20 protein-coding genes and 1 pseudogene are annotated in these 25453 nt (G+C 52.6%); 5 read left to right on the top strand and 16 right to left on the bottom strand.

All coding sequences use genetic code 11. The features are described 5' to 3' along the window. Positions 1-320: 320 nt before the first annotated feature. A complete protein-coding gene (locus tag ACOTSW_RS14780) occupies positions 321-1184 on the top strand; it encodes an AAA family ATPase (protein ID WP_423679829.1) in 864 nt (287 codons plus the stop codon). A gap of 236 nt (positions 1185-1420) precedes the next feature. Here ACOTSW_RS14780 and acs read toward each other — a convergent pair whose 3' ends face one another. Further along, positions 1421-3424 carry an acetate--CoA ligase gene (gene acs, locus ACOTSW_RS14775; RefSeq protein WP_423679828.1) on the bottom strand — a complete coding sequence of 668 codons (2004 nt, stop codon included), beginning with the start codon at positions 3422-3424 and terminating at the stop codon, positions 1421-1423. A gap of 467 nt (positions 3425-3891) precedes the next feature. Between acs and ACOTSW_RS14770 the strand changes: the two genes are divergently transcribed. The 3 genes from ACOTSW_RS14770 (at position 3892) to murI (ending at position 7178) form a co-directional block, all read left to right on the top strand. Beyond that, positions 3892-4491, top strand: coding sequence for a TIGR00645 family protein (locus ACOTSW_RS14770; RefSeq protein ID WP_423679827.1), 600 nt, complete (start codon positions 3892-3894; stop codon positions 4489-4491). Between the two features lie 214 nt (positions 4492-4705). Continuing rightward, positions 4706-6223, top strand: coding sequence for a fumarate hydratase (locus tag ACOTSW_RS14765; protein WP_423679826.1), 1518 nt, complete (start codon positions 4706-4708; stop codon positions 6221-6223). 97 nt (positions 6224-6320) lie between these two features. Continuing rightward, entirely contained in the window at positions 6321-7178 is an 858-nt protein-coding gene (gene murI / locus ACOTSW_RS14760; RefSeq protein ID WP_423679824.1) for a glutamate racemase, read from the top strand. 91 nt (positions 7179-7269) lie between these two features. On the opposite strand, the gene ACOTSW_RS14755 is transcribed toward murI, so the two are convergent. From ACOTSW_RS14755 to ACOTSW_RS14715, 9 genes and pseudogenes are all read right to left on the bottom strand, one after another. Then, positions 7270-8463: an aromatic amino acid transaminase gene (locus tag ACOTSW_RS14755; protein ID WP_423679823.1), complete on the bottom strand. Its 1194-nt coding sequence runs from the start codon at positions 8461-8463 to the stop codon at positions 7270-7272. Between the two features lie 17 nt (positions 8464-8480). After that, positions 8481-8732: a hypothetical protein gene (locus tag ACOTSW_RS14750; RefSeq protein ID WP_423679822.1), complete on the bottom strand. Its 252-nt coding sequence runs from the start codon at positions 8730-8732 to the stop codon at positions 8481-8483. A gap of 88 nt (positions 8733-8820) precedes the next feature. Then, the gene (locus ACOTSW_RS14745; protein WP_423679821.1) at positions 8821-9435 is read right to left on the bottom strand and encodes a hypothetical protein; all 615 of its coding nucleotides are present in this window, start codon (positions 9433-9435) and stop codon (positions 8821-8823) included. 88 nt (positions 9436-9523) lie between these two features. After that, positions 9524-9826: a hypothetical protein gene (locus ACOTSW_RS14740; protein ID WP_423679819.1), complete on the bottom strand. Its 303-nt coding sequence runs from the start codon at positions 9824-9826 to the stop codon at positions 9524-9526. Positions 9827-10662: 836 nt separating this feature from the next. Then, a pseudogene (locus ACOTSW_RS14735) lies at positions 10663-11784 on the bottom strand (DUF2855 family protein). Between the two features lie 517 nt (positions 11785-12301). Further along, positions 12302-15634, bottom strand: a complete 3333-nt coding sequence (locus ACOTSW_RS14730; protein ID WP_423679818.1) for an amidohydrolase family protein — start codon at positions 15632-15634, stop codon at positions 12302-12304. Positions 15635-16104: 470 nt separating this feature from the next. Then, positions 16105-17238 carry a CaiB/BaiF CoA transferase family protein gene (locus ACOTSW_RS14725; protein WP_423679817.1) on the bottom strand — a complete coding sequence of 378 codons (1134 nt, stop codon included), beginning with the start codon at positions 17236-17238 and terminating at the stop codon, positions 16105-16107. 123 nt (positions 17239-17361) lie between these two features. Next, complete coding sequence (locus tag ACOTSW_RS14720) at positions 17362-18504, bottom strand: acyl-CoA dehydrogenase family protein (protein WP_423679816.1); 1143 nt, start codon at positions 18502-18504, stop codon at positions 17362-17364. 18 nt (positions 18505-18522) lie between these two features. Further along, positions 18523-19707, bottom strand: coding sequence for a lipid-transfer protein (locus tag ACOTSW_RS14715; protein ID WP_423679814.1), 1185 nt, complete (start codon positions 19705-19707; stop codon positions 18523-18525). Positions 19708-19969: 262 nt separating this feature from the next. Between ACOTSW_RS14715 and ACOTSW_RS14710 the strand changes: the two genes are divergently transcribed. After that, a complete protein-coding gene (locus ACOTSW_RS14710; protein ID WP_423679813.1) occupies positions 19970-20605 on the top strand; it encodes a TetR/AcrR family transcriptional regulator in 636 nt (211 codons plus the stop codon). Between the two features lie 23 nt (positions 20606-20628). Here the strand turns inward: ACOTSW_RS14710 and ACOTSW_RS14705 are convergent, their stop codons facing one another. The 6 genes from ACOTSW_RS14705 to ACOTSW_RS14680 all read right to left on the bottom strand — a co-directional run bounded on the left by ACOTSW_RS14705 (position 20629) and on the right by ACOTSW_RS14680 (position 25451). Next, positions 20629-21264, bottom strand: coding sequence for a HupE/UreJ family protein (locus ACOTSW_RS14705; RefSeq protein ID WP_423679812.1), 636 nt, complete (start codon positions 21262-21264; stop codon positions 20629-20631). 177 nt (positions 21265-21441) lie between these two features. Then, a complete protein-coding gene (gene ureG, locus ACOTSW_RS14700; RefSeq protein WP_423679811.1) occupies positions 21442-22134 on the bottom strand; it encodes an urease accessory protein UreG in 693 nt (230 codons plus the stop codon). A gap of 65 nt (positions 22135-22199) precedes the next feature. Next, positions 22200-22880, bottom strand: a complete 681-nt coding sequence (locus tag ACOTSW_RS14695; RefSeq protein ID WP_186885765.1) for an urease accessory protein UreF — start codon at positions 22878-22880, stop codon at positions 22200-22202. A 21-nt stretch (positions 22881-22901) separates the two neighbouring features. Further along, a complete protein-coding gene (gene ureE, locus ACOTSW_RS14690; RefSeq protein WP_423679809.1) occupies positions 22902-23426 on the bottom strand; it encodes an urease accessory protein UreE in 525 nt (174 codons plus the stop codon). Between the two features lie 4 nt (positions 23427-23430). Continuing rightward, positions 23431-25128, bottom strand: a complete 1698-nt coding sequence (gene ureC / locus ACOTSW_RS14685) for an urease subunit alpha (protein ID WP_423679808.1) — start codon at positions 25126-25128, stop codon at positions 23431-23433. Next, positions 25125-25451 carry an urease subunit beta gene (locus ACOTSW_RS14680; RefSeq protein ID WP_423679807.1) on the bottom strand — a complete coding sequence of 109 codons (327 nt, stop codon included), beginning with the start codon at positions 25449-25451 and terminating at the stop codon, positions 25125-25127. Before ACOTSW_RS14680 ends, ureC begins: the two co-directional genes overlap by 4 nt. Between the last annotated feature and the right edge of the window lie 2 nt (positions 25452-25453).

Genomic DNA, 25453 nt, shown 5'->3' with positions numbered 1-25453 from the left:
CAGCCAGACAGTCAACAGACCGAAGTCATGCCAAGCGATTTGATTGGCGCCCCCACAACAAAATGCGGAAGCCGAGAAGAAAAAGCGGATCTGAAGCGTGAAGGGAGTTGACAGTGAGAGTGAAGTGCTTCATAATCTCGGTATGGTTCTTTCTTTTTGCGAGGTTTTTTCGTGGTCATCGTATCGGTCATGGCAAATCCCTTTCGGTATTATTTCATGACCCCGGTTCACACAGAAATTCTTACAGGCTCACATCCGTTCACAAAATTACAGATTCTCGCTTATACTCAATAAGCTTATTTAACTCTTCTGATACCACCATGACGCTGGAAACTACGACTCTCCGTTTTGATGGCGCCGACAACTACGTCGCCACCGATGATTTGAAACTTGCCGTCAACGCTGCGTTAAAACTGCAACGTCCGCTACTGATCAAAGGCGAACCCGGCACCGGTAAAACCATGCTGGCAGAAGAAGTGGCGGCAGCGCTGAATATGCCCTTACTGCAATGGCACATCAAATCCACCACCAAAGCCCAGCAAGGCCTTTACGAATACGATGCCGTCTCCCGCTTGCGCGACTCCCAGCTTGGCGATGAGCGCGTCAAAGACATCCACAACTACATCGTCAAAGGCGTTTTATGGCAGGCGTTTACAGCTGATCAGCCGGTCGTGCTGCTGATCGATGAAATTGATAAAGCCGATATCGAATTCCCGAATGATTTGCTACGCGAACTCGATCGCATGGAATTCTACGTCTACGAAACACGTGAAATGGTGCGCGCCAAACATCGCCCACTGGTCATCATCACATCCAATAATGAAAAAGAATTGCCGGATGCATTTTTGCGCCGCTGCTTTTTCCATTACATTAAATTTCCGGACAAAGAGACAATGCAAAAAATTGTCGATGTCCACTTCCCCAAACTCAAGGCAGATCTGCTCACGCACGCATTACAGACATTTTATGAAGTGCGAGAGGTGGCTGGCCTGAAGAAAAAACCTTCCACATCTGAATTCATCGACTGGCTGAAACTCTTGCTGGCAGAAGATATTCCAGCCGACGCCCTGCGCAGCAAAGACAACAAAGCCATCGTGCCACCGTTGCATGGCGCCCTGCTGAAGAACGAACAAGACGTACACTTATTTGAACGCCTGATCTTCATGTCCCGCAACAACCGCTAATTCACTAATTAATTCCGCATCAACGCGCAGACGCTTGCATCCATCAAGCTCTGCGCGAATTCAGCAAGAAAATTCCCCATCAAAACTACTTTGACAATGAATGAAACCAGGTGTACAGCGCCAAGAGCATGCAGTACCGGCGGCTGCGCATATCAATAAAAAAAACGGCATCACCATTCAGGTAATGCCGTTTTTGCTGAGTAGAAAAACCGTCGTTTATTCAACGGCTAAGTAAATTACTGCGCTTCTTTCAACTGATCAAGAATGGCTGGATTTTCCAGTGTTGATACGTCTTGCGTGATGGTTTCGCCTTTTGCCAGAACACGCAATAAGCGGCGCATGATTTTGCCGGAGCGGGTTTTAGGCAGGTTGTCGCCAAAACGAATTTCTTTTGGTTTGGCAATTGGACCGATTTCTTTGGCAACCCAGTTACGCAGTTCTGTCGCAATTTGTTTGGCTTCATCGCCAATAGGACGGCTGCGTTTCAGTACCACGAATGCGCAAATCGCTTCACCTGTGGTGTCATCAGGCTTGCCGACCACGGCTGCTTCTGCCACCAGCGGATGTGCAACCAGTGCCGATTCAATTTCCATCGTTCCCATGCGGTGACCAGACACATTCAGCACATCGTCGATCCGGCCGGTAATGGTGAAGTACCCGGTATCTTTATTGCGTATCGCACCGTCACCGGCGAGATAAATCTTGCCGCCAAATTCCTCTGGGAAATAGCCTTTTTTGAAGCGCTCCGGATCGCCCCAGATGGTGCGTATCATCGCAGGCCACGGACGCTTCACAACCAGAATACCGCCCTGCCCGTTCGGTAAATCATGGCCGGTTTCATCCACGATGGCCGACATAATTCCAGGCAAAGGCAAGGTACAGGAACCGGGTACCAATGGTGTCGCGCCTGGCAATGGTGTCATCATGTGACCACCGGTTTCTGTCTGCCAGAAAGTATCAACAATAGGGCAATGACCGCGTCCGATATTGTTGTAGTACCACATCCACGCTTCTGGATTAATCGGCTCGCCCACCGATCCCAGCAAGCGCAGGGATGACAGATCAAATTTTGCCGGATGCACATTGGCATCCGCATCGGCGGCTTTGATCAGTGAACGGATTGCGGTCGGTGCAGTATAGAAAATCGTCGCTTTATGTTTTTCTACCATGTCCCAGAAACGTCCTGCATTCGGGAAGGTTGGAATGCCCTCGAATACAATTTCTGTCGCACCGACTGCCAGCGGGCCATAGGTAATGTAGGTATGGCCTGTGACCCAGCCGATATCGGCAGTACACCAGAATACGTCAGATGGTTTGATGTCGAACGTCCACTTCATTGTGAGAATCGCCCACAACAAGTAACCGCCGGAGGAGTGCTGCACGCCTTTTGGCTTACCAGTGGAGCCGGAAGTGTAAAGAATAAACAGCGGATGCTCGGCGCTAACCCATTCAGGTTCGCAGACAGCAGACTGATTTGCAACCAGATCATGCATCCACAGATCGCGTCCGGCAGTCAGATTAATTGCACCGCCAGTGCGTTTGTAGATCACGACATTTTTAACTTTTTCGCAGTCGCCCAGCGTCAGCGCTTCATCCACGATCACTTTCAGTGGCAGATGTTTACCACCGCGCACCTGTTCGTCTGCAGTGATAACGGCGACTGCACCAACGTCAACAATACGTTCATGCAAGGATTTTGCAGAAAACCCGCCAAACACCACGGAATGCGTCGCGCCGATACGTGCGCAGGCTTGCATTGCGACGACGCCTTCCACTGACATCGGCATATAAATCACAACGCGATCACCTTTGGTGATACCAAGTGATTTCAACCCATTCGCAAACTGGCAGACCTTGTGATGCAATTCTTTGTAAGTCACTTTGGTGACCTCACCGCCATCTGCCTCGAAAATGACAGCAACTTTATCGCCATTCCCTTTTTGCAGATTCACATCCAGACAGTTGTAAGACACGTTCATCAGACCGTCTTCAAACCATTTATAAAACGGTGCGTCCGTTTCATCCAGCACCGTTTCAAACGGCTTGTGCCAATGCAGATTTTCACGGGCAAGTTTGGCCCAGAAACCTTCGTAATCGGTTTCTGCTTCCTTGCACATCGCGTGGTAAGCATCCATGCCGGAAATCGTTGCATTCGCAGCGAAAGCGGCTGGCGGAGGGAAAATCCGGGATTCGGCTTTTACATCTGACGCTGAATTTTGGGCGGTATTAAGGTCTGACATACGTGTCTCCAATTTTTATAGTTTGATTGAAATCATCAACGAAGTAATAGGCAAACCTTAAACTTGGAGACTTACTCAAGCCTTACGGTTTGCAAGCGCAAGCAATACCAAAACAATACCAATTTACTACAGCAGATCTGCAGTAAAATCCTGCCACTCATACAATACAACAATCACAACGAGAACAGCAGTGACATCCCCAATGCTATGCCGTGCCGATCTGCTGCCGCACTCTGTTGCCACACAAAAATAAACCGCTTCAACAAATCCAGCGTTCTCACACGATCAGTCAGTGCCCATGTAAAATACCGCCTGCATTCATGTCAACCTGGCAGATAAAGACAGGGCTTACGCAAAGTTGTACCGGCAAAGCATGGCGACGAAGACAGCACGAATAGGTCGGTCGGGAGCCATAACGCCACTGGGACGGCTTTGCGTAAGCCCTAAAGAGACGAAGAGAACACCACATGTCAACACCAGAAACCCATAGCAAACTATCGCCACTCGCTAACCTGATATTTTTCAGCCGCTGGTTGCAACTGCCACTGTATCTCGGCCTGATCCTTGCGCAATGCGTTTATGTCTTTCATTTCTGGGTAGAACTGGTTGACCTGATCGGTGCTGCACTTGGCAATCAAGCTGCGCTGCAACACATTCTTGATGCAGTTTCCACTGGCGGCGAGCGCCCGACCAAACTGACAGAAACCACGATCATGCTGGTGGTGTTGGGATTAATTGACGTGGTGATGATTTCCAACCTGTTAATTATGGTGATTATCGGCGGCTATGAAACATTTGTTTCCCGTCTCGGGCTGGACGGTCACCCGGATCAGCCGGAATGGCTGTCGCACGTTAATGCTTCGGTACTTAAAGTGAAGCTGGCAATGGCGATCATCGGCATTTCGTCTATCCATTTGCTGAAAACATTTATCAATGCCGGCAATTACAAATCAGAAGTGATCATCGCGCAGACGGCAATACACATTGCGTTTCTGCTGTCCGCGATGGCAATCGCCTACTGCGATCAGATTATGACCAAGACACAGCAAGCCGCTGCTAAACATTAATAACAACGCACAAACTCAAACCAATCATGTGCCCTGTCTCCCAATATTCATGCGGCCTTCCGGAGCACTCATCCGGACACCCGCATCTTTATTGGGGTTCCGCCACATCACTGGTTGATACCCGCGCCGATATTCGCTGTGCCAATATCGGCACAGCAAAGATACAGCGCAAAGAACCTCCGCTTTTTTCATTCACCTAGCCAAGAGCCACATCATGACAGTCATTAAACAAGACGACCTGATCGAATCCGTTGCTGCAGCCCTGCAATTCATCAGTTACTACCATCCTGCTGATTACATTGCCCATCTGGCGCGTGCTTATGAAGCAGAACAAAGCCCTGCCGCTAAAGATGCGATTGCACAGATTCTGACAAACTCGCGCATGTGCGCTGAAGGCCACCGCCCTATCTGCCAGGACACCGGCATCGTCAACGTATTCCTGAAAATCGGTATGGGCGTGCGTTTTGAAGGTTTTTCCGGCTCCATCATTGATGCCGTAAACGAAGGCGTGCGTCAGGGCTACAACAATGCCGATAACAAGCTGCGCGCATCCATCGTTGCTGACCCTCAGTTTGAACGTAAAAACACCAAAGACAACACGCCTGCCGTGGTGCACATGGAACTGGTGCCGGGCAATACCGTTGATGTCAAAGTCGCAGCCAAAGGCGGCGGCTCTGAAAACAAAACAAAATTCGTAATGCTGAACCCATCTGATTCTCTGATCGACTGGGTCATGAAAACCGTGCCGACCATGGGTGCAGGCTGGTGTCCGCCAGGTATGCTGGGCATAGGTATCGGCGGTACAGCCGAAAAAGCTATGCTGATGGCGAAAGAATCCCTGATGGATGACATCGACATGTACGAGCTGAAGAAACGCGGCCCGCAAAACAAGCTCGAAGAATTGCGTATCGAGTTGTGCGACAAGGTCAATGCACTTGGCATAGGCGCGCAAGGTCTGGGTGGTCTGACGACTGTACTCGACGTCAAGATCAATATGTATCCGACGCATGCTGCGTCCAAACCGGTGGCGATGATTCCTAACTGTGCAGCAACACGTCACGCTCACTTCGTACTCGACGGTTCCGGCCCGAGCTATATCGAACCACCGAAACTGTCTGACTGGCCAGAAGTCCACTGGACACCAGACACAGAAAAATCCAAACGCATCGACCTGAACACCCTGACCAAAGAAGAAGTCGCTTCCTGGAAGCCAGGTCAGACCTTGCTGCTGAACGGCAAAATGCTGACCGGCCGCGATGCAGCGCATAAGCGTATTCAGGATATGCTGGCGAAAGGTGAATCGCTGCCAGTTGATTTCACCAACCGTGTGATTTATTACGTTGGCCCGGTTGATCCTGTGCGTGATGAAGCAGTTGGCCCGGCAGGCCCGACCACGGCCACACGTATGGATAAATTCACCGACATGATGCTGGAAAAAACCGGTCTGATCTCGATGATCGGTAAAGCAGAACGTGGCCCGGTTGCGATTGAATCAATCAAAAAACATCAGTCTGCATATCTGATGGCAGTGGGTGGTGCGGCTTATCTTGTCTCGAAAGCGATCAAATCTGCGAAAGTGGTTGGCTTCGCCGATCTGGGCATGGAAGCGATCTATGAATTCGATGTCGTCGATATGCCAGTGACCGTTGCTGTTGATTCAAACGGCACCTCGGTACACAATACCGGCCCGAAAGAATGGCAGGCAAAAATCGGTATCATTCCGGTGCAGTAATCCCCGCCTGTTTCCCGGTTCATCACCACGGAAAGAGGCAGCGCAAAGCCGGTATTTTGTATCCGGCATTGCTCTGCCTTTTTCCTCTCATCATAAAATGACGATGCGATTTTCCCCTGATGCACCGATAGGCGTGTTTGATTCCGGTGTTGGCGGCTTATCGGTGTTACAGCACATTCGTCAGACGCTGCCGCACGAATCCCTGATGTATTTTGCCGATTCGGGCTTTGCTCCTTACGGCGAAAAATCTGAATCAGTGATTATTGAACGCAGTTTTGCGATCACTGATTTTCTCTTGCAGCATCACATCAAAGCACTGGTAGTCGCCTGCAACACAGCGACTGCAGCGGCGATACAATTACTGCGTCAGCGCCACCCTGATCTGATCATCGTCGGCATTGAACCCGGCTTGAAGCCCGCGGCAGCTCTGAGTCAATCCGGCATCATCGGTGTCCTCGCGACGCAAAGCACCTTACACAGTAAAAAATTTCAGGATCTGCGCGATCATCTGACGCAGACGACCGGCGTTAAAGTAGAACAGCAAGCCTGTATAGGACTGGCCAGCCAGATAGAGAAAGGCGAACTGCATTCTGGTGTCACCTACTCGCTGGTGCAGAAATACGTCACACCTTTATTGCACGCAGGTGCAGATGCCATAGTGCTGGGCTGCACGCATTACCCGTTCGTGATCCCACTCATCAATGAGGTGATTGCGCAAACCTCGGCACCGGGCAGGCAAATGCACATCATCGATACGGGACTGGCCGTCGCTCAGCAATTAAAACGGCGGCTCATCAAAACGGATTTGCTGACACATAGCAGTGACGCCGCCAATGTCACCGCATGGACTACAGGCAGCCAGTCCAGCCTGAATACGGCGTTCACGCAGTTATTGAAAATACCAGCAACCACGATACACACCTTAGCCACGCAACACATACCGGCAGACAAATAAAAACGGCGCTCAACAGCGCCGTTTTTTACGCATATCACTGAATAATCAACGTTCAGCGAAACCGGGCTACCCCGGGTATAACATCGCGTGATTAACTCAGCACTGCCGCAATCGCCTTCGCTGTTGCTTCGACATTGCCCGTATTCAGACCTGCGACGCACATGCGGCCAGAACGCACCAGATACACGCCGAACTCGTCTTTCAGACGATCACATTGTTCTGCTGTCAGGCCGGTGTAGCTGAACATACCGCGTTGCGTCAGGAAGTAACTGAAATCGCGGCCCGGTAATTTCGCACTCAGCACATCGTGCAACTGACGGCGCATTAACTGAATACGATCACGCATCGCAACTACCTCTGCTTCCCACATCGGGCGCAACTCTGGATCTGTCAACACGCGCGCCACTAATTGGCCACCATGCAAAGGCGGATTCGAATAATTGCGACGTATCGTTGCCTTCATCTGACCGAGCACGTTCACCGCCTGCGCCGCATCCGGGCAAACAACGCTCAACGCACCACAACGCTCGCCATACAGACTCATACTCTTGGAGAAAGAATTAGCGACGAAGAAGCTCAAACCCTCATCGGCCAGCAAGCGCACCGCATATGCATCTTCCTCTATACCATCGCCATAACCCTGATAAGCCAGATCGAGGAAAGCGATCAGCTCGCGCTCTTTCAGCACTGGCACCAATGCCTGCCATTGCGCCTGCGTCAGATCAACGCCGGTCGGGTTGTGGCAGCAAGCATGTAACAACACAATGCTTTTCTTTTCTGCCGCTTTGAACGCTTCCAGCATCGCATCAAAACGCAGGCCGCCAGTCGCAGCGTCATAGTACGGATATGTCTTAACCGTGATTCCCGAGCCCTCAAACACAGCGCGGTGATTGTCCCAGGTCGGGTCACTCACCAGCATTACAGAACCGGGAAAATAACGATGTATAAAATCGCCGCCGACTTTCAGACCACCGCTGGAACCCACCGTCTGCAAAGTTACAATACGACCAGCCTTGACCGCCGCATGTTCCGCGCCGAACAACAAATGCTGAACCGCGGTACGGAAATTCGCCGCGCCTTCCATCGGCAAATACGGACGTGCGCCCGCTTCTGCCACCACCTTCAACTCCGCCGCACGCACCGATGGCAGCATAGGAATCTTGCCGGCATCATCAAAGTAAATACCGATGGACAGATTAATTTTGTTCGGACGAGGATCTTTACCAAACGCCTCATTCAAAGACAAAATAGGATCACCAGGATAGGCTTCGACGTGCTGAAACATGTTATGACTCCAGATAGTTATACATACGACAGGAATATCGCTCCGTACTCAGCGTATCCTGAAAATAAAGAAAGACAAGATGCGAAGACAGAACGCGACAAGACCGTCATTTTGACATACTCCATCGCCAATACCGCCATTGCCGGAAGATTATCCGCATCTGCTTCTGTGAAAAAACGGGTATCTGCAGACCTCAGTGCAATACGCTTGATCGCGCGCACATGCTGTCGGGCTGCTGCATGCTCAGTAAGCACAGAGAAAATACGCAATATGCACGCTTCAGAATATCGTCCACCGCAGCTGAAAAGTCACATTCAACGATACGCCTGTGTTGAATTCGGCAGGCTGACAGACACGTCAGGCAACGCTTTTCGGGTAGCCAATTGCCTCAGCCTCAGCATAGACTGCACTTAAATCAGCATCAGGATTCAGCGCCAGAATGAGCGCATCATCAAGCGGCTGATGAGAAAACAGCGCCTCTACCGCTGCAAGCGACACAGCAACTTCGTAGTACTCTTCCGCCCAAGTTTTATAGGCCGCAGGCTCCGACACGATCAGCGCAAGCATGTCGTCGGAACCATCATTATCTAAACTGCTGCTGACCTTACTCCAGCCCACATCAGCCGTTTGTCGCCAGTAGCAAAAAGTTGCGCGCTCCATAGAAAATGCCGGCTCCTGCAAAAATGACGCAAAATTTGCCGGCACCTGCGCCTGAATGTTGTGAGGAAGTTCAGCATCATCGGCCAGTTCATGTGCGTAACCCTTGAGCACCGCCCCGGCAGCGTCCAGCAGCAAGAACCAGTCATCGCCGCAACCATTACGCATCGATGCCATTTCTTCACCCTGCCCCCAATGGCGATCAAAGCTGTAATAGCGATATGCCCATTCCGGGCAAAGTATCGCATCCAGCATCGCAAGCGATTGCGTGACCCGGCGTATTTTCGGAATGGATGGCAGTAAATCAGGGGACATGTTTGGTACTTATGTTTGACATGACGAGCCGCCGCAGCGGCGAAGGGAACCCACAAGTGCAGCTTGTGGTTCCCTCTCGACTGCAGGGTTAGAGATCACTCTCGAAGACAAACTCATAGTGCGTGACGTCGGTAGATGCCTCATCAAGCTGCGAAATGATTTCCGATTCGGACGGAACGCTAGTCGGTGACCAGCTTGCACTCCACTCAAGGTGCGGCTGGTATTTCCCGTCTGCGTGAAGCGTAAACCCTTCGTAGCCAAGGAACTTGCAGCGCTCTGCAAGGATGCGATGAACGCAAGCGGCCGATGCGCTGCGCGGAACAAGCGTAACTCCACCAAGTGCCAGATACGGAATATTCCAGTGGGGAAGCAACTCACGTGGTCGTAACATTTGATCCCTAACGTGGTGCTAAGGGGCGCGCCGAAGGCGCGTCCCAGCGACCGGAGGGAGCGAACTTGAGCGCAGGGTTAGAACGCGGAGCTTGATAGATGCCCACAGACCTAAAGCCCCCACAAAAAGACCGCCACATGCAAGCGCGGACAAGTAGGCAACAACCTGCGAGGTAGAAGAAAACGTGCCACCGCCGAAAAGAACTGCGAGTGCGGCAACTGACAAGCTAATACCGACCACGACGCCAGCAACAAATATGGCAGCTGCTCGAAACGCTACGATGGTTGGCAAAAATGCTCTAGCAACGATAAACGCGAGTGCCAAAAGCACCAGGAGTGCGAAAGCAATGATTAGTGCGGAGAACATCGGACCCATAGTGTTCTAACTTGTTTTAAAGTGCAAAATGGCAAAATAACAGATGAATGAAAAATAAGCAACAAGTTCCAATGCCTCGCAAGTCCTTATCTGGTCTAGCTTTTTTTCGTTATACTGATTAAAAACACAGTACAACAACAGGAACCTGCCCGCGCTCGTCGCAGGCTCAAATACGTCGGGGTATCACATCAGTTAGGCGCACAGACGCATGCGCCCAAACCCGAGGGGAAAATGCTCTCATTCTGCATACTCCCCCCTGTTTTTAATAAAACACCCTTAATCCCTGCATAAAAATTGGGCTTGTAGATATACCCCGGGGAGTATATTTTCAGGATTTGAAGGGCTGAAAAAGAGTATGGAGAGCACCTGAGGCTGCCAGCCAACGCGGTGAGTACAAAAAATCAGTGGCAGGCAATCGGGCGATTTGCCTGCACTCTGACAATATTAGTTATGAAATTCGTTTAATCCAGCGGACGGCACAGCGACAGCACATGCCCCTGATCCGGGCGGGCGGCGCCGCTCAGCATGGCTTCGTAGACCTGACGCACATGGTCTTCGCCATCACCGTGGCTGATCTGCATCCACGGTTTTTCAGCCGCCATGACGGGTTGCATGAAAGCTTGCCATGCGTCTGCCAGGCGTTTCTGTACACCGCCCGGGCCCCAGTCTGTTATGCGTTTTTTGATTTGTGCCGGAGCAAAAAACAGGGTTGGTCTGGCACCCGGCAAACCGGATGCACCGCTGAGTTCATCTCAGTGCGTGCCGCCAACGGCGCAGCTGTATTTCATGTTGTCGCCAAAATGATGATGCAGCTGGCTGCGCAACTGCCCGTTGCCCGCCATATCGACATACACCACGGCCTGATCAGCCGTCAGTGTGGCGACCTCGTCATAGCTGATGACCTGATCGTAAATCCCCATATTGCGGACGAATTCCAGATTTGCCGCCGAGGTCAGACCGATCACCTTGCAGGTTTTATCCTTGCGCTGCGACAGCATAAACGCGAGGCCATACGCCGTTTTGCTGGAGGCACTCGAAATCAGCACAGATTGCGCACCGAAAAACTGGTTGTCGTCGAGAAAATCATCAATCATGAAGGATGTGATAAACAGCGGCCGCAGCAGCACTTGCACGTCTTCCGATTCTTTGGTGTAACCAGGGTCGGTCGTCGTTCTGACGTAATGGTTGTACAAACCGTGCATAGCCTGACGGTGTTCAGCGCCATCCATAAAACCAGCGTCGGACACGCGGGTAGCATTCACGGTCAGATGCGTCGCCATCGGGTAGTAGCCGTAGAAACGTTCACCGACCTGCACACCATCGGCTTTGGACGCGATGACATCGGCAAAACCCCAGACCGGGATATTGCCCCAGCCATCTTCCGTAGGAAAGAAATTCCAGTATTGCATGGCCTCGCCAAAAGCGGCATAGGTCACGTTATTGGAGGTGAAAGCAAAACGGTCTATCTGCAGCAACACCTGTCCGTCTTGCAGCTCGCCCAGCGTTGGTACACGCAAAGGGACAAATCTGGATTCAGGCAAGTGGCTTTTGTTGACGATGAATTCTTTCGGTTGGATGCTCATGTCTCGTTATCTGTTTTGTTAAAAAGTACAGTATTGCATGTTTTTTGACATCTTTTCAAAAGCGATACCAGCTGTGCCGGATTGCCGCTTCAAACCGAACACAGCGTTCTTGCACACGCGCCTGATGACAGTATTCTGCGAAACACGGCACGACAAAAAAGTTTCCCCTCCGATAAAAACATCAGATGCACCGCAATGAAGCCGACATTCACCATAACAAAGCCCACCTTTGGTGCAACGCAATAAAAATACCCGCACAAGCATCTGATTTCAGAAATCACAGAATCAGAAGGCGAAAAAAAAGCCCGCAATTGCGGGCTTGAATCCAAAACCTGTGGGGTATTGGAGGAGACAGTTCCAATATACTGCAATGCAGCAAAAATGTATAGCGTTTTTTAAAAAAAATCGAAAATCCATAAAAAATGGCATTACCAAAAGTGGAATAATGCCATTCTTAAAAAAACTCCCGCGTTACAAGGTGTATTCACCCTGAACCTGCAAGAGGTCTGAGTGGTGTTTATTCTTCCGCGTGATTATGCGAATAATCATTGGCTTCCACCGGTACGTTCGCGCCGTTGATGCCTTCAAAAAAGAAAGGCTTGCGGGCTTTTTTGCTTGCACCGGTTTCATTCATGCTGGCGGTATCGTATAAGCGGCCATTGATCATCACCTGAGTGATGCGGTCAGACTGGCGGATGTCTTTCAACACATCGCCATCGATCACCATCAGATCGGCCAGTTTGCCGGGTTCCAGCGAGCCCACATCTTTATCCAGCCCCAGGTAGCGCGCGCCGTTCATCGTCGCGCTGCGGATCGCTTCTATCGGTGTCATACCGCCGCGCACCAGCGTCCACATTTCCCAATGCGCCGCCAGACCTTCACGCTGACCATGCGCCCCCAGATTCACAGGTACACCGGCTTTTTGCAGCGCCACGGCTGTTTCTGCGGTACGGAACACATTGAAATCTTCTTCCGGCGCAGTGACACGACGCACGCTGCGCGGTTGCAATACCGAGCGCGGCACGTATTTAGACAGGAGTGGATGCTTCCAGACATCAGTACGCGCATACCAGTAATGCTCGCCATCCAGTCCGCCATAAGCAACGCCGAGTGTCGGGGTGTAACCAACCTTGGTCTGCGACCATAACTGCTTGACGTCGTCATAGACTTTTTCCACTGGCAACGCGTGCTCGACACCGGTATGGCCATCAACCACCATGGTCATATTGTGCTGGAACAGTGAGCCGCCTTCAGGTACCACCATCATGCCGGTCTGCCGTGCGGCTTCCAGAATCTGCTGACGCTGTTCGCGGCGTGGCTGGTTGTAGCTTTTCACCGAAATCGCACCGGCTGCTTTGAGGCGTTTCAGATGCGTCATCGCGTCATCCAGACTATTCACCACAGCGCTGAAATTACCTTTTGCGCCGTACAGAATTGTGCCGGTGGAAAAAATACGCGGCGCCACCACTTCCCCGGCTTTTTGTAATTCGCTGTGCGTGAAAATATCATTGGTGTCGTTCGACGGATCATGTATCGTCGTCACACCAAAAGCGAGCGACGCGTAATCGATCCAGCTTTGTTGCGGGATAATGCCGCCCTCGCCCATGCCGCCATGCCAATGCACATCCACAATGCCCGGCAATATGGTTTTGCCTTTCGCATCAATCACCGTTGCACCGGCAGGTGTCGCCACCTCTGACGTTTTGCCTATCTGCACAATGCGATTATCTTTGATGACGATGCGGCCATCGTCTATCACTTCATCGCCTTTCATGGTCGCAATTTTTGCGCCGGAAATCACAGTCACCCCGGCAGGCTTATCAGCCTTTTGCGCAAAGCCTATCTTCATGCCGTTTTCACTGAATTTCGGCAGTTCTTTCGGCGCGCCGGGCACGAAAGCAAAGGCATCTTTCAGATCACGGGTGAACAATTCATCGCCCAGCGCAAAATGAATTTTCTTGCTATCACCCGACCAGTGCAGATATTGGCCAGCGTTCACATCCAATTGTTTGACAGGTAGCGCATCCATTTTCTGACCTATCGTGATCGGCTTGCCCGCCAACGGCAGCGGCGTCACGTACGCATGGAAACGCTCGCCGAATGCCAACCATTCACCATCAGGCGAGATCGCAAACTCACCGGCAAATTCACTCTTTGCCACCGCCTGTTCCGGCGATTTATCCAGAGGCACACGCACCAGCGATGTCGTCCAATCGACTTCGCCGGTGTATTTGGTGCGGCTCACATACACGGCGCTGCCATCTTTGCCGAACTGCGGTGCGCTGCCATCTTCCGTCACCAGCACCGGTGCAGATTTACCATCGGTATTCGCGATATACACGCCTGTTTCGACTGCATACCACGGCGTGGTCAGATAACCGCCTCTGGCTTTGACGAAAACAACTTGCTTACCATCGGGTGAAAAACGGGCCTGCACATATTTACCCGGTGCTTTCGTGATCAGGGTTTCTTTACCTGAGGCGATATCCAGCACCTTCACCGTGCCGAGTTTCTGATCATTCCAGGTGGTATAAACGACGCTTTTGCCATCACGGGAAAAGCTGGGGAAATATTCAAAATTTTCGGTTTGTTTCGTCAGGCGACGTGGTGTGCCATTCGGTAAATCGCGGATATACAAATGCCCCAGCGCCGAGTAAATCACTTTATCGCCCGCAGGTGCAACATTCACCCAGCGCAGCTGATGCACGTCGAACTGATCCGGCGCGACATCGTGCGCAAAGCGCAATGCCGGACGAATTTCACGGCTGTCTTTGACATGGAAAGCGATCTCATTTGCTTTGCCTGCAAACGGATCAAGTCGCCATAATTTTCCCTTCGCCCAGACCACAATTTCTTTACTGCCCGGCATCCACGCAAACGCAGGATACACGCCGTGGATCGCCCAGGCTTCCTGCATATCGCGTTCCAATTCCGGCCAGGCGGCAGTTTCAGCGCCGGTCTCCAGATTTTTCAGGAACAAGGTAGATTGATTGCGGACACGGCGCACGAAGGCGAGGTATTTGCCATCCGGCGAAGGCACAGGACGTACCGCACCGCCGGGGCCGCTGACGATGGCTTTGACTTTACCATCCTGCAAATCTTTGCGGAAAATCTGATAAATCTGCCCATTCGAATCTTTGTTATATTCAAACGACGTGCCGCCGGTTGTGTCTTGCGAATAATAGACGTAACGACCATCCGGCGAAAATGCGGGTTCGCCCAGATCTTTTTGCCAGTTCGGTTTTTCATTCAGTTGTATGCCTGCACCACCGCTGGTGTGATACATCCAGATTTCACCGGAACCCAGCGAACGCGTGCCGCTGTAATGTTTGCGGGCGGCGATGTAATTGCCATCCGGATGCCAGACCGGATTATTCAACAGGCGGAAATCTTCTTTGGACACCGCGCGCGGGTTGCTGCCATCGGCATCCATCACCCAGACATTATCGCCGCCACCAGCGTCCGACATAAACGCTATGTGTTTGCCATCCGGCGAAAAACGCGGCTGCATTTCCCATGCGAGCGAATGCGTGAGCGCTTTCGCTTCACCACCGCTGACCGGCAGGCTGTAAATATCACCGAGCAAATCAAATACCAGTTGCTTGCCATCTGGGCTGACATCGACACTCATCCAGGTGCCGCTGCGGGTATCGATATTCACCGTTTGTTTGTCACCGGGCGGATTATTCACATCCCATTTTTTCTTGTCGGTATCTGCCTTTTTTTCGGCCTTGTTTTCTGCTTTGGTGTCGGTGGCAGCTGTTTTTTCAGCTCCGGCGGCAAATGTAGCTGCAACCGGAAAGCACATCATGACTGCCAGTGCGCCTGGCAAGAGTCTGGAAACACGCATCAGTTTTTCTCCTGTTTCTTTTTTTGAGGGTTCGCGCTCGCACGTTTGCTTGCCGTAGTGCTGACGCCGGCTGAGCGCTGATGATCGTTGACGTCTGTCGGACTGAACAAAGCAGAAAATAGTTCCCGCTGTCAGCGCTTTTCGTTACCGCTTTTTGGTGATGGATGACGCCCTGCTCAGCGTCAGCACTCATAGTGTGTGTGCAGAGAAACGACAAACGCAGACGCTGTGAAGCCGCGAGCAGTGACAGGCAGAGAACATCGCCGGTATCAGCCGGGTGTTACAGCAATTCAGTCAGCGCGGGACAAATCGCGCCACAAGCGCTTAAAAACCGGGGAAAATGCCTAATATATACTCCCCCCAGTATTTTTTAAAACCCTTTATTTACAATGAGGATAGAGCGAAATCAGCAGATACTCCCCTGTTTTCTGCTTTTTAGAGGAGTTACCCAGACAGCAGAAGCAGGTCGTTCAGTTTTTAAGCGTTGCAGTGTCAGTGATGCCCCAGTCACGCAGTATGTCCTGACTGTGTTGCCCAGGTTGCGCCGGTGCTTGCGGCAGATCCGGCACACTGCGGCTGAAGCGCGGCGCTGGTGCTGGCTGTGTCACGCCAGCGATCTCAACAAAATTCTGCCGCGCCAGATTATGCGGATGCTGCGGTGCCTCGGCCATATCCAGCACAGGCGCAAAACAGATGTCGGTGCCTTCCATAATGGCGCACCATTCGGCCCGGGTTTTCGTCAGAAAAACCGCCGCTAATTTTTGTTTCAGCTCCGGCCATGCTGGCGTGTGCATTTGCTGCTGAAACGCGGGATCGGTGATGCCTGCGTGTTGCAGCAATAGCTGATAAAACTGCGGTTCTATTGCACCGACCGAAACAAATTTACCGTCCGCGCAGGCGTAGGTATCGTAAAAATGCGCGCCACCATCGAGCATATTGCTGCCGCGCTGATCATTCCACGCACCGTAAGCACGGAAGCCATACAGCATCGCGCCGAGCAAGGCGGAACCATCGACCATCGCCGCATCCACGACCTGGCCGCGCCCGGATGTTTTTGCCTCGAGTAAGGCGCAAACGACACCGAACGCCAGCATCATCGCACCGCCGCCAAAATCACCGACCAGATTCAGCGGCGGTGCCGGTGGCGTATCGGGGCGCCCCATTGCATGCAGCATGCCGCTCAAGGCGATGTAATTCAGATCGTGCCCTGCCACTTGCGCTAAAGGACCATCTTGCCCCCAGCCTGTCATGCGGCCAAACACCAGACGCGGATTTTTTTGCAGGCAGACATCCGGCCCCAGACCCAGCCTTTCCATCACGCCGGGACGAAATCCTTCGATCAGCGCATCGGCTTTGCCGATCAGTTCCAGTAAGGTTGCGCGGTCTTGTGGCTGCTTCAGATCGAGCGCCAGCGAACGCCGGCCGCGCGCCATCACATCGTATTTTGTGCCCAGCATGGGAAACGGATTGGCCGCACCGGGCACTGGTGGGCGATCGATGCGTATGACTTCTGCCCCCATGTCGGCGAACATCATCGCCGCAAACGGGCAAGGCCCCAGCCCCACCATTTCTATGATGCGCAAACCACTTAATGGACCACTCATACTGCCTCCGGAAGATGATTATCTGATGCAGGGTGCGTCGCGTTTTCAGCAGCATCATCTTCGTGCCAAGCAGTACGCGCGATTCTGTCAGAACGACACCCTGATCAATTTATTTGCAATCGCTTACAAGCCGCGGGCGATGATTTCTTTCATGATTTCATTCGCCCCGCCATAAATGCGCTGCACACGGGCATCCGCATACATCTGCGCAATCGGATATTCGAGCATATAACCATAGCCACCGAACAGTTGCAGACACTGATCGACAACTTTGCATTGCAGGTCGGAGATCCAGTATTTCGCCATCGACGCCAGCTCAGTATCCATGCGGCCTTCGAGCATATCGACGATGCACCGGTCGATAAAGGTTCGGGCAATGGTGGCTTCAGTTTTGATTTCCGCCAGTACAAAACGGGTGTTCTGCATGTCTATCAATGCCTGTCCAAACGCCTTGCGCTGTTTCGTATGCTCGACTGTCAGCTGCAAAGCACGTTCTATCGCGGCAACCCCGGTGACACCGAGTATCGTGCGTTCATACGGTAACTCCGTCATCAACTGTGCGAAGCCACGACCTTCCACGCCACCGAGCACCGCATCCGCAGGCACGCGCACATCGTCAAAAAACAGCTCGCAGGTATCCTGCCCTTTCTGACCGATTTTCTCCAGGATACGACCGACTTTAAAACCGGGGCAATCTCTGGTTTCCAGCAACATCAGCGAAACACCTTTGGCACCCGCGTCCGGATCAGTTTTGGCAACGACAACGATCAGATCAGCCAGATAGCCATTCGAGATAAAAATTTTTGAGCCATTAATGCGGTAACCATCTGCATCCGCCAAGGCAGTGGTGCGTATGCCTTTCAGATCAGAACCGGCGCCGGGTTCGGACATCGCAATCGCCGCGACCATTTCACCGCTCGCCAGCAAGGGCAGATATTTTTTCTTTTGCGCTTCCGTGCCCTGATTCAGAATGTAGTGCGCCACAATCGCATGCACATGGATGCCGAACGCCATGTCACCGGCATAAGTCAGTTCTTCAAACACGATCGCCTGATGCGCAAAAGTGCCGCCGGAACCACCGTATTCTTCAGGAATATCTGCGAGCAGCATACCCATTTCGCCACCTTTGCGCCACAACTCGCGATCGACGTGTTGCTGTCTGGCCCAACGTTCCTGATGCGGTACCACTTCGCTCTCGACAAAACGGCGAATCGCATCGCGGAAACCTTCCAGCTCGGCTGTCATCCAGGGGGATGTATATTGCATATTATTTTCCTCTCTGCCTCAGGATTGGCGATACATGGTGACGACGCAAGCGCCGCCCAGTCCCAGGTTATGCTGCAGTGCTGTCCGCGCATTGGCGACCTGTCGCGCTCCCGCATTGCCACGCAATTGCTGGGTCAGCTCGAAACACTGCGCGAGCCCGGTGGCGCCCAGCGGATGCCCTTTCGACAGCAAACCGCCGGAAGGATTGGTCACGACTTTACCGCCGTAGGTATTGTCGCCATCGTCAATGAATTTTTCCGCGCCGCCTTCGGGGCATAAACCCAGTGCTTCGTAAGTGATCAGTTCGTTGTGCGCAAAGCAGTCGTGCAATTCGACGACATCCAGATCTTCCGGGCCTATACCAGCCTGGGCATAGACTTTCGCTGCTGCACTCTGGCTCATGTCGTAACCCACTACGCGCATCATGTCACTTGAATTAAAAGTGCTGGGCGTATCCGTCGTCATGGCTTGTGCAGCAATATACACTTGCGTATTCAGGCCACGCGCTTTGGCAAATTTTTCAGAAACCAGGACTGCCGCAGCAGCGCCACAGGTCGGCGGACATGCCATCAGTTTCGTCATCACACCGGGCCAGATCATGGTGGAATTCAGCACATCTTCCGGTGTCACTTCTTGACGGAACAAGGCCAGCGGATTATTCACCGCATGGCGGCTGGCTTTGGCGCGTATCTTTGCAAACGACGCCAGCGGTGTGCCGTATTCCTGCATATGCGCCAACCCGGCACCGCCAAAATAACGCAGCGCCAGCGGAATCTGCGGCATGCCGACCAACTGATCGGTCACGGCATCAAACGCATCAAACGGACTAGGTCTGTCCTGAAATACAGAGCCCAACGCGCCCGGGCTCATCTGCTCAAACCCCAGCACCAGCACGCAATCAACGGCACCGCTGGCAATCGCCTGCCGCGCCAGAAACAAGGCGCTGGAGCCAGTCGAACAATTATTATTCACGTTCACAATCGGTATGCCGGACATGCCGATCTGATACAAAGCCTTTTGCCCTGCCGTTGAATCGCCGTACACATAACCGACATACGCCTGCTCGATGTCATCGTAGCTGATGCCTGCATCAGCGAGTGCCAGACGGCCAGCTGTCATTCCCATCTGATCGTAACTCTCGCTGGTGCCTGGCTTGACGAAAGGGATCATCCCTACGCCGGATACATATACCCGCTGATTCATGTGTGTCTCCTGATTATTTTTATGATTGATAGATGATGTAAAACTGCGCTTAAGCAAAGCTGCGCCATCTCCGGTAACAACTTTGCAGCTTTGCCGCATCGTCCGCAGAACAGCCGGGCTGAAGCGGGCAATAAAATAGGTCAAACGACCAATTAAACAAAAATTATAGGTCAGTCGTACTATTTGTCAATCGTTATGGGATAATTTTGCCTCACACTTACTCGTATTTCCCAACGCGATTGCTCATATCCACACATTACTCATGCCTGATGCACTACACACCTCGTTGAAAAGCAAACCTTCCGGTACCACAGAAAAAGGCATGGAGCGAGTGCATGCGATTCTGAGTGTTGCACGGGCGATTTTTGCGACCGAGGGTTACGCAGGCTTATCGATGCGCAAAGTCGCCTCGCAGGCGGGCATCAGCCTCAGCAACGTGCAGCACTATTATCAAAGCAAAGATTTGCTGATCGAAGCCGTGCTGCTGATGACGATGAACATGTTTCAGGAAAAACTCGATCACATCACGGCAACGAAGGGCAAACTGTCGCGCATAGAACAGCTCAACAGCGCGATTGATATGTTTCTGGAGGAATTGAATGACCCGCTGACACACGGTTTGTTTTTTGAACTATGGGCACTGGCGGCGCGCAATGCATTCGCGTCGGCGCTGATGGATACGATGATTTTGCGCGAACGCAAAGCCATTTATAAATTGATACGCGGTATGCACCCGGATGTCAGTGATGACGAGTACATGTTACGCGCAGTTCTGATCGTCGCTCAGGTGGAAGGTCTGATGTTGTTCCGCTATCACAAGCACAGACAAAAAACAGAAATGCAGGCGGTACATGCAGCGTTGAAGAAAAGCATAGTCCAACTTGCCACCACCGCATAAGGCCTGCATCCCTCTCGTAAAAATCAGGCCATCGCCGATACAAAGAACAAGCCGCTAAGTGCAATACCGGCACCGGCGATGCGGCTGAGTTTTGCACTGAATTTTGTACTGAGTAAGCGGTTTGCGGTGATCGTCGCGAATAAGCCGCTCAGATGCAACAAGGCAGTCGCCACCACAAAACCGGCACCGAACGACAAGGCTTTGCCATCCGCCGGCATTTCAACCCCATGCGCATAACCATGCGCGACGGCGAATACCGCGATCAGCGCCGTGCTGGCAGCCAGCGGCAATTTCACTGCGCCCGCGATCAGCAAACCAAGTATCAAGACAGAGGCGGCAATGCCCGCCTCCACACCCGGAAGGATGACGCCACTCATGCCCAGCGCTGCACCAGCCGTCATCATCAGCGGAAATGCCAGTGGCAAAAGCCAGTAAGCCGGGCGCTGATGTTGCGCAGCCCAGATGCCCACCGCCAGCATCGCCAGCAAATGATCTGCGCCCATCAGCGGATGCAGGAAACCTGCAAGAAAGCCGCTGCCTCCGGCGACGGAATGCATCACGCTGACGTGGGCAAACGCTGGCGTTGTGGCGAGCAGCGTTGCGCTCAGCAAGCTCAACAAGCTCAGTAAATGGCGGGATTTAACGGTGACGGATTTCATGATTTTTTCCTTCAGCTTGGATGAATACGAATGGTAGGAATTAATAATTTTCAGAAAAAATACTGCAGAACTTACGCAAAATTGTCCTGGCAAGGCTGGGCGACGAAGACAGTACGAATAGTACGGCCAGGAGCCATAACGCCGCAGAGGCGATTTTGCGCAAGTCCTCGCACGGGCTTATGGTCTGACTTCGTCCAGCATGCCCTGCTCACGAATGAAACTCACCACGGCTTCCAGCCCGTCACCAGTGCGCAGATTCGTAAACACAAACGGGCGCGTGCCGCGCATGCGTTTGGCATCCTGCGCCATGATGTCGAGGTTCGCACCAACATACGGTGCCAGATCTGTTTTATTGATGATCAGCAGATCAGAACGGGTGATGCCGGGGCCGCCCTTACGCGGGATTTTTTCACCGCCTGCCACGTCGATCACATAAATCGTCAGATCGGATAATTCAGGACTGAAGGTCGCCGCCAGATTGTCACCGCCAGATTCCACCAGTATCAGATCAAGATCAGGAAAATCGGCACTCATACGCGCAATCGCTTCCAGATTAATCGAGGCATCTTCACGAATCGCGGTGTGCGGGCAACCGCCGGTTTCCACGCCCATCAGTCTTTCCGCTGGCAACGCATCAGCACGCAGCAGAATTTCCATATCTTCTTTGGTGTAAATATCATTCGTGATGACCGCCATTTCGTAGTCGTCGCGCATGCGTTTGCACAGCATTTCGCACAAGGCGGTTTTGCCGGAACCGACCGGGCCACCGATGCCGACACGCAAGGGATTCGGTTCGCTTTTGCCAGTTGCTGTGCTCGTATCGGCTGTGCTCGTATCGGCTGCATTCACATTTTCTGTATTCATAGTCATTCTGTTCCTGTTGTTCTCATGTTGAGGCGACAAACATCATCTTTAACTTCCGTCTGTAAAACACGTCAGGAACGGTAAAGACGGCTGTACTGCACTTCATGCTGCATAGACAAAAGCGACAAACCCGGCGACCAGTTCGATAACTGATGGTCTTCCAGATGCTCTGCCAGCGTCGCTGCGGCTTCCAGATCTGCGCGCAGCGACAGCAATAAACGCTGCCCTGCGACCTGCCCCAGCGGTATTGATTTCACACAGACCAGCGCCTGATTTTCTGCCCAGGTAAATAACATGCCCAGCAAGGCTGCTTTCGCCGGCACCTCCAGCGCGACGGCGGCACAAGCCAGTGCAGTCGGTAATGGCAACTCGCTTTGCGCCTGCAAGATCGTCAGCAATGCAGGATCAGCAATCTGCAAATCACCGACCAGCTTGCCCAGCGAATACCCCATTTGTATGGTTTCTGCGCGAAACTCTGCGGTATCGCGGGCGGCGATAAATAATTCATTCCAGTACGTCACGGCAGTCAGATCTTTTTGCTGAAACGCGCGTATCAGTCGCCATAAAACCGGCGCTTCAAAGCGGGCAACGACTTCGCGCAAATACGTGGCGATCCATGTCCGCGCTGTCGCTTCATTTTTTACCGTGCCATTCTCTATCGCTGCTTCCAAACCCTGCGAATAGCTGTAAGCCCCTATCGGCAACGACGGGCTGGCGAGCTGCAACAGATGAAGTAAGGCGGCGGATTGCATGTGCTCATTGTCTTTTGTTGTTTACTGCTTATCCGAAGGGCGATGTATGCGCTGTCGCAAGGGTATCGGCGCCAGCGGATTATGCGGATGCATGTCATCGCCACCATGATGATGACCACCGCCGTAAGCGCCAGCCTCAGGCTCAAAACTCGCCATCTCTTCAGTTACGACCGCGTTCAGGCCTTCCAGCATTTCTTTCAGCACCGGGTCTTTGCGGATACGTAAAAAGCCATCGCCGAGTTGCGCTTGCGTGTGCCGGTTTCCCAGATGGAAGGCGCAGCGCAGCAATGCAAACGCATTCGCACATTCGACTTTGTAAGTAGGCTCAGCCGCCGCCAGCACCTGAATAATGCGGCCATCATTTGCCAGCATCAGATCACCATCGCGCATCACGGTGCCACGCACGGTGAATACGGCAACATCTTCGCCACTTTGCAGCGTCGCACGCAAACGCGATTTTTCACGTAATTCATACGGCAGAATAAGTTGCCCGTCGATCTGAGCAGCATTCTCACTGCGTTCAATTTTGGTTTGGAGTGTCAGCATCATGTCAGAATAAAAAATAGCGCTGTGCCATCGGTAAAATCTTTGCCGGTTCACACACCAGCAATTCACCATTCGCACGCACTTCATAGGTTTCGGGGTCCACTTCCATCTTCGGCGTGAGCCCATTCAGGATCATGTCTTGTTTGCGTATCGTGCGCGTGTTCTTTACCGGAATCAGGGTTTTATTCAGTTTCAGTTGTTCTGCTAATCCGGCATCAAATGCCGCTTGCGAGACAAAGGTAAACGATTTTTTCAGGCCGCCGCCAAACGCGCCAAACATCATGCGGTAATGCACAGGCTGCGGCGTAGGAATCGACGCATTCGGGTCGCCCATCTGCGCCGCTGCGATCATGCCGCCTTTCAGTATCATCGATGGTTTCACGCCGAAGAACGCGGGTTTCCACAAAACGATATCAGCAATTTTGCCGACTTCCAGCGAGCCCACCGCATGCGAAATGCCATGCGTGATCGCCGGATTAATCGTGTATTTAGCGATGTAACGTCGGGCGCGGAAATTATCGTTATGGCGACTGTCTTCCGGTAATGCACCACGCTGTTGTTTCATCTTATCGGCAGTTTGCCAGGTGCGCATGATCACCTCACCAACACGCCCCATCGCCTGCGAATCTGACGACATCATCGAGATCGCACCGATGTCATGCAGAATATCTTCGGCAGCAATCGTCTCACGGCGTATGCGCGATTCGGCAAACGCAATATCTTCTGCAATCGCCGGATCAAGGTGATGGCAGACCATCAGCATATCCAGATGTTCATCGAGCGTATTGACGGTATAGGGCCGGGTCGGATTGGTCGACGACGGCAGCACATTGCCCTCACCTACTGCGGCGATGATGTCCGGCGCATGGCCGCCACCCGCGCCTTCCGTATGAAAGGTATGGATAGTGCGGTCTTTGAATGCGGCCAGCGTGTGCTCTAAAAAACCGCCTTCGTTCAGGGTATCGCTATGAATGGCGACCTGCACATCCATGTTGTCGGCCACACTCAGGCAATTATCGATGGCCTGCGGTGTTGTGCCCCAGTCTTCATGCAGTTTCAGGCCTATCGCACCGGCGCGGATCTGCTCTTCCAGCGGCAACGGCAGGCTGACATTACCTTTGCCTAAAAAGCCCAGATTCATAGGAAACGCATCTGCCGCCATGATCATGGAATGCAGATGCCACGGCCCTGGTGTACAGGTCGTTGCCGCAGTGCCGACCGCTGGCCCGGTGCCACCGCCAAGCATGGTGGTCACGCCGCTCATCAGCGCTTCTTCTATCTGTTGCGGGCAAATGAAATGAATATGCGAATCAATGCCACCGGCAGTGACGATCATTCCCTCGCCCGCAATGATTTCGGTCGCACCGCCGATCGCCATATCCACGCCGGGCTGAATATCAGGATTGCCCGCCTTGCCTATGCAAGCGATCAGGCCGTTTTTCAAGCCGATATCCGCTTTAACGACGCCCCAGTGATCGAGAATCACCGCATTCGTGATCACGGTATCCATCACATCCGCGTGCGCGCGCTGAGATTGCCCCATGCCATCGCGTATCACTTTGCCGCCACCGAATTTGACTTCTTCACCATAGATCGCAAAGTCTTTTTCGATCTCAATAAATAAACCGGTATCGGCAAGACGAATACGGTCACCCGTGGTCGGGCCAAACATTTCGGCATACGCCTGACGCGAAATTCTCATGCGTTTTTCTCCTTCGCATCCAGTGCGCCCATGACCTTACCGCTGAAACCAAACACCCGCCGTTCACCTGCCAGCGCCACCAGCTCAACCGTGCGTTGCTGCCCCGGCTCAAAGCGCACCGCCGTGCCCGCAGCGATATTCAGGCGCATGCCATACGCTGCCTGACGCTCAAATTGCAGCGCCGGATTGGTTTCAAAAAAATGAAAATGCGAGCCCACCTGAATCGGCCGGTCACCGCTATTAGCGACCGTCAGCGACGTCGTCTGCCGCCCCACGTTCAACTCGATATCGCCGTCAACGATCAGCATTTCTCCCGGAATCATGT

Source organism: Undibacterium sp. WLHG33, assembly GCF_049544815.1.
Lineage (GTDB): Bacteria > Pseudomonadota > Gammaproteobacteria > Burkholderiales > Burkholderiaceae_D > Undibacterium.
Note: the sequence above shows the minus strand (reverse complement) of the source record. Positions and strands in the feature narration are given on the sequence as shown.

Coding starts and splice junctions, on each gene's coding strand:
- ACOTSW_RS14780 (WP_423679829.1), top strand. CDS start 321: ATGACGCTGGAAACTACGACTCTCCGTTTTGATGGCGCCGACAACTAC.
- acs (WP_423679828.1), bottom strand. CDS start 3,424: ATGTCAGACCTTAATACCGCCCAAAATTCAGCGTCAGATGTAAAAGCC.
- ACOTSW_RS14770 (WP_423679827.1), top strand. CDS start 3,892: ATGTCAACACCAGAAACCCATAGCAAACTATCGCCACTCGCTAACCTG.
- ACOTSW_RS14765 (WP_423679826.1), top strand. CDS start 4,706: ATGACAGTCATTAAACAAGACGACCTGATCGAATCCGTTGCTGCAGCC.
- murI (WP_423679824.1), top strand. CDS start 6,321: ATGACGATGCGATTTTCCCCTGATGCACCGATAGGCGTGTTTGATTCC.
- ACOTSW_RS14755 (WP_423679823.1), bottom strand. CDS start 8,463: ATGTTTCAGCACGTCGAAGCCTATCCTGGTGATCCTATTTTGTCTTTG.
- ACOTSW_RS14745 (WP_423679821.1), bottom strand. CDS start 9,435: ATGTCCCCTGATTTACTGCCATCCATTCCGAAAATACGCCGGGTCACG.
- ACOTSW_RS14740 (WP_423679819.1), bottom strand. CDS start 9,826: ATGTTACGACCACGTGAGTTGCTTCCCCACTGGAATATTCCGTATCTG.
- ACOTSW_RS14730 (WP_423679818.1), bottom strand. CDS start 15,634: ATGCGTGTTTCCAGACTCTTGCCAGGCGCACTGGCAGTCATGATGTGC.
- ACOTSW_RS14725 (WP_423679817.1), bottom strand. CDS start 17,238: ATGAGTGGTCCATTAAGTGGTTTGCGCATCATAGAAATGGTGGGGCTG.
- ACOTSW_RS14720 (WP_423679816.1), bottom strand. CDS start 18,504: ATGCAATATACATCCCCCTGGATGACAGCCGAGCTGGAAGGTTTCCGC.
- ACOTSW_RS14715 (WP_423679814.1), bottom strand. CDS start 19,707: ATGAATCAGCGGGTATATGTATCCGGCGTAGGGATGATCCCTTTCGTC.
- ACOTSW_RS14710 (WP_423679813.1), top strand. CDS start 19,970: ATGCCTGATGCACTACACACCTCGTTGAAAAGCAAACCTTCCGGTACC.
- ACOTSW_RS14705 (WP_423679812.1), bottom strand. CDS start 21,264: ATGAAATCCGTCACCGTTAAATCCCGCCATTTACTGAGCTTGTTGAGC.
- ureG (WP_423679811.1), bottom strand. CDS start 22,134: ATGACTATGAATACAGAAAATGTGAATGCAGCCGATACGAGCACAGCC.
- ACOTSW_RS14695 (WP_186885765.1), bottom strand. CDS start 22,880: ATGCAATCCGCCGCCTTACTTCATCTGTTGCAGCTCGCCAGCCCGTCG.
- ureE (WP_423679809.1), bottom strand. CDS start 23,426: ATGCTGACACTCCAAACCAAAATTGAACGCAGTGAGAATGCTGCTCAG.
- ureC (WP_423679808.1), bottom strand. CDS start 25,128: ATGAGAATTTCGCGTCAGGCGTATGCCGAAATGTTTGGCCCGACCACG.
- ACOTSW_RS14680 (WP_423679807.1), bottom strand. CDS start 25,451: ATGATTCCGGGAGAAATGCTGATCGTTGACGGCGATATCGAGTTGAAC.